Annotated in this window: 5 protein-coding genes and 1 pseudogene; 2 read left to right on the top strand and 4 right to left on the bottom strand. The window is 64.8% G+C overall.

Annotation, left to right across the window (positions count from 1 at the left end):
- The 3 genes from VGS97_RS21565 to VGS97_RS21555 form a co-directional block, all read right to left on the bottom strand.
- Positions 1 to 297, bottom strand: a 297-nt coding sequence (locus tag VGS97_RS21565) for a transposase family protein (protein ID WP_326855428.1), incomplete at its 3' end; no start/stop codon positions are given.
- A 61-nt stretch (positions 298 to 358) separates the two neighbouring features.
- Complete coding sequence (locus tag VGS97_RS21560; protein ID WP_326855427.1) at positions 359 to 502, bottom strand: hypothetical protein; 144 nt, start codon at positions 500 to 502, stop codon at positions 359 to 361.
- A 161-nt stretch (positions 503 to 663) separates the two neighbouring features.
- Positions 664 to 2,097: a hypothetical protein gene (locus tag VGS97_RS21555; protein WP_326855426.1), complete on the bottom strand. Its 1,434-nt coding sequence runs from the start codon at positions 2,095 to 2,097 to the stop codon at positions 664 to 666.
- A gap of 190 nt (positions 2,098 to 2,287) precedes the next feature.
- Here VGS97_RS21555 and VGS97_RS21550 point away from each other — a divergent pair, with 190 nt between their 5' ends.
- Together VGS97_RS21550 and VGS97_RS21545 are read left to right on the top strand one after the other, a co-directional pair.
- Positions 2,288 to 2,587, top strand: a complete 300-nt coding sequence (locus VGS97_RS21550; protein ID WP_326855425.1) for a transposase — start codon at positions 2,288 to 2,290, stop codon at positions 2,585 to 2,587.
- 2 nt (positions 2,588 to 2,589) lie between these two features.
- Positions 2,590 to 3,498: an IS3 family transposase gene (locus VGS97_RS21545; protein WP_326855424.1), complete on the top strand. Its 909-nt coding sequence runs from the start codon at positions 2,590 to 2,592 to the stop codon at positions 3,496 to 3,498.
- A gap of 40 nt (positions 3,499 to 3,538) precedes the next feature.
- On the opposite strand, the pseudogene VGS97_RS29650 reads toward VGS97_RS21545, so the two are convergent.
- A pseudogene (locus tag VGS97_RS29650) lies at positions 3,539 to 3,896 on the bottom strand (helix-turn-helix domain-containing protein); the annotation flags it as partial.
- Between the last annotated feature and the right edge of the window lie 715 nt (positions 3,897 to 4,611).

Genomic DNA, 4,611 nt, shown 5'->3' with positions numbered 1-4,611 from the left:
CTCCTGCTTCGCTCGCTCCAGCGCCTCGCACAGGCCAGGTGCCTGATCTGCGAGGACGGCGATCCCTTCGTCGCGGTAGCGGTAGGCGGTGGCGCGCGAGAGCCCGAACCCGGCGCCCAGACGCTCGACATCGGGGTTGTCGCGCAACCAGGCGATCACGAACACCGCCTGCCTGAAGCAGGTCAGCAGACGGGTGCGGCGCCGCGTGCCGCGGCGCACACGCTCCTGATGCAGCAACCGGCTGACGTAGAGCACCAGGTCGCGCGGGACATCGAGCGTGACACAATAGGCGTACACGTGGAGCCCTCACCGTGGAGATCTTCTGTGGTAAGGGCTCTTCTACACGAGGGCTCCACGTCTATGCTGCGCATGTCGTGATCACCCCGGCACGCCCGCTCCACCCGGCCAGCACCGCTGAGATCATCTCATTGAGGTACGGCCACTCCACACCAATGACATTCAGGAAGTTCACCACCGGCAACGGCAGATCATCGACTGCCACAGCCTCACCTCCCAGCCTCGGGAAACCCTCGCCATCTTCACGCTACGCGAGCGCCGATTGACGCTAGCAGAGCACGAACTGGCCGTTCAGCTCCCTTATTGAACGGACCAGCCCAATCCCGGTTCTGTCGGCTCGTGTCGCCGCTGGTACTCGCCGTCCTCTCAGCGTCGGCGGCGTTGCCAAACACGCGGTGCGCGACCGCCTTCAACAGGCCGCGGTGCTGGGGGAAGGCTCACGCGGCTTCGCGTTGGCGCACTCCTGTTCCGCCGACCATGGCGATCCTCCTTCGCTGGGCGATCGCCGTAGTGCCCGGCCAGGCTCGCCGACGACGTCGCGGCGCTCGTGGCCTTCGTGTCAGCGCTGTTGCCGCGCTGCCACAGGATGTCGCCCTGTGCGACGGAGGCGGGCGGCGGACCGAAGATCGGGTACACCGTCCAGGCGAGGCGAGCGAAGCCGATCGTCGCAGCGAAGAACGGCAGCACCTCGACTCCGGGATTGTCCGAACGCGCCATCGTCAGGCAAAGCGACAACAGCGCGTAGCCGGCGAGTCCGGTGAGCGCGGAGCGGGCGATCACGCTGCGTGGCCTGCGAGCGCCTAGAAGGGCCATCCACGTGAAGAACAAGGCCAGGCTGCCCGAGGTGCTGGTGGACTCTACGGAGCGGGTGAGGTTCAGCAGCGGCGAATAAGAAGTCTGGATCCGCTGGCCGTTGTAGGTCAGCGCGCCCGCGAGGTCTCCCCGTACGACCACATCCCGCACAACGTCGCCCACTGATACCTGGTCGAGCAGAGGTACGTGCCCGTCGAATACAACCCAGGCCACACCCCCGTCGAGCAGATCCTGCGCGACGTCGAATTCGTAGGGCACGTGTTCGGGTGTGAAGAAGACACCTTGCACAGTCATCACGCTGACGACACACCAGGGGCCGACACCGTCCTGCGGCGGAGAGTAAGGCGTCGTGCATGGTGGAGCGGCGTTGAACGCGGCGGCGTTCTGCCGGTTGTAGTGCAGCGAATTCAGCGATCCGGCTACTCCGACCAGGCTCGCGACGGCAAAGAGTGCCCATGTGGCCCGCAGAACCCTGCTGCCGACAGGCGTGCGCCGCTTGGTGACGCGGGCAGTCTGCACCGACCCGGATCGATTGGCGCGACGACGCGACGGAACTTTGTCGCGCGGCGCGAACGTGAGGAGCGTCTCCACCTTGGCGAAGTACTGCGGATCCGGCACTGCGGGCAGGTGCAGCGGCGCTGGTAGCGTCACGCGCTCTCCACCCACCAGACGGATGGCAATCATACGGCCGCTGTGATGCCCCGGTGGCGCAGTCTCGTAGACGGTCTCGATCCACGACCAAGACATCCAACGCTGATAGACCAGGAACCTTCGGACCGAGATCCCTGACGCGTCAATCCTCGTCCTGTCGCCGATAGTGCTCAAGGCGATCAGGATCAGCACCCCGCTCAGAAAGGTCCACGCGGTCCCGCCGAGAAACCACTCAGGCCGGCGCAGTGCATAGATCCCGCCCGCCACGGGCAGCGACGCCAACCCCACTGTGGTGACCAGTTGACGTCGCGTCAACCGGAATGTTTCCCCCTTCACGTTTGAAACATACCCCCGTTCTACCAGGGCGGAAAGGCGTCCCGTCACGCCCTCCAAATCGCGCGGATGCGGCGGCTTTGTGCCCCGAGCCGACAACGGCGCGCTTGGAGCTTTCACCCGCCCCGATGCTGGCCGCACCGGCTGTCGTTCCCCTCGTATCGTGGAGGCCTGACTTAAAGGGATAGGTCAAGTGCCTGAGACGAGACGTCACTACGACGCGGACTTCAAGGCCGGTGCGGTTCGGCTGGTTGAGGAGACTGGTAGGCCGATCGCGCAGGTTGCGCGGGAGTTGGGGATCAATGACACGACGCTGGGTTGCTGGGTGGCTGACGCGCGGCGCTCGGTGAGGCAGGCCGCCGTGCCGGGCGGGTTGTCCATTGCGGAGCGCGAGGAGTTGGCGCGGCTGCGTAAGGAGAACGCCGAGTTGCGCATGGAGCGCGATGTCCTCAAGCGATCGGTGGTCCTGTGGGTGAAGGAGGCGACGAAGTAGCCGTGGCCGCCTTCATTGCCGACCAGAGGACCATGCACGAGGTGCCACACGCGGTCTCCTGCCGGGCCCTGAACGTGTCAGAGTCCTGGTTCTATAAGTGGTTGGGCTGGCCACCGACGGTGCGGCAGCAGCGTCGAGAGCGGCTGGCCGAGCAGATTAAAGTCTTGTTCAGCGCATCCGGTGGAACCTACGGCTCCCCGCGCATCCACCAGGACTTGGCCCAGGCCGGGTGGAGAGTGTCGGTGAACACCGTCGCCGCGGTGATGGCCGAGCTCGGGCTCGCCGGGCGTACCGGGCCCAGACGCCAGGGCTTGACCAGGCCCGGCGCCCGGCCGGTGGCCCCGGACCTGGTGCGCCGCGTTTTCGAGACTGTGGACCCTAATATGCTGTGGTGCGAGGATATGATCGAAATTGTTACTGCCGAGGGCAAGCTGCACTGCGCCTCGGTGATCGACCTGTTCAGCCGCCGTGTACTGGGCTTCGCGTTCGGCGAGCACCACGACGCAGCGCTGGTCACTGCGGTGCTGCAGATGGTGGTCGCGAGCCGGGGCGGCAGGGTCGAGGGGGTGATCTTCCACAGCGACCGGGGCAGCGAATGCACATCAGCCCTCTTTAATGGCACGTGCGGGCGTCTGGGCGTGGTGCAGAGCATGGGCCGGGTCGGCTCGGCCCTGGACAACGCGGTGGCCGAGTCGTTCAACAGCGTGCTGAAGGTCGAGTTCGTCCACCGGCACCCCTACGCTACCCGCGCCGAGGCCAGCATCCGCATCGCCACCTGGATCGCCGACTTCTACAACACCCGCAGGAGACACAGCAAAGCCGGCGGGCTACCACCAGTCGAGTTCGAACGCGTTACGCAGGAAGCCCGCAAAGCTCACCAGGCCCGCTACGGGCACCAGGAAGCGGCATAAGCCGCACAGCCAAACCCTCCACACTTCGAGGGGATTGACACAACACCAGTCGGCGGATCGAGGCGACTGTGCGCGGCCGGCCGGGACGTGTTCGCCTGCTGCGTTCGGCATGGTGCCGCTTGACCCAAGTCGCGGTGCCGGCGCAGGACGGTGTCAGGTCGCACGATCAGCCGCAGGCGTCGCAGCGACTCGCGCGGCAATGGTGCGGGCAGGCCAGCTAGAGGTGCGCGATTTGCGGGTTTGAATCGGGGCCTGGTGGCTGCGAGTTGCCGTTGCAGCACGCTGATCTGGTGGCGCAAGGCGAGGATCTCGATGTCCTTGTCGTGGTTGCTCATCGGCAACAGCCGCAGGACCGTGAAGGCGTTGCTCATCGCGAGGTAGGCCAGGCGTAGCAGCACGAGCGGTCATCCTGCCGTAGGCGCAGCCTCGACACGTGGGGAATCGCGGCAACGCCACAGGTCTGCACACGGCGAACCGAACCAGCCCCGACCTGCACGGACGATATTGTCGGCACCTTCACGGTGATCAAGGGCACACTCGTCCGCTTGCAGGTCGAGTGCCCGCCCGGCGACCGGGGCCCCGAGCCGGTGTGGCTGTGGTCCCCGGCCACCGGTGGCATTACGGCCGACATCGGCGGATGGGATTACCGGTAAGCGTAAGTGTAATCATCCGGATGGCCGAGTAATTCAGCCGGTTCGGTCGAGGTCACACCGGTGGCGAAGACGTCGCGGAGCACGGCCGGTTTGCGCCCTACCTGGCCAAGAGTGCAAATCTATTCATTCAAAAGTTTGATAGTCACAGAGTCTCTCTTTAGAAGTCTGCGATACCTTGACTTGTTATCATTCGATGCAATAATTCCAACTATCAGGGCACTGCTAGATGATGAAGCCAACGCGCGAACGCGGCACGCGTTCAGTCAAAAATACTTGATGTCACGTGCGCATCGTAAGTCCACATAGGGCTGTGACGTCGTCATCTGTCCGATTGTCTCCGTCTGCGGAACTCGGATTCGGATTGTGCTACACCCACCAGCCTCGGTCTGGTGACTATCGAACGGAGAGTGCTTTGGCCGGCACTTGGGGCACCATCAGGGGCCGAATCATAACGCCTAGC

It is taken from the genome of Actinocrinis sp. (assembly GCF_035946395.1).
GTDB lineage: Bacteria > Actinomycetota > Actinomycetes > Streptomycetales > Catenulisporaceae > Actinocrinis.
Note: the sequence above shows the minus strand (reverse complement) of the source record. Positions and strands in the feature narration are given on the sequence as shown.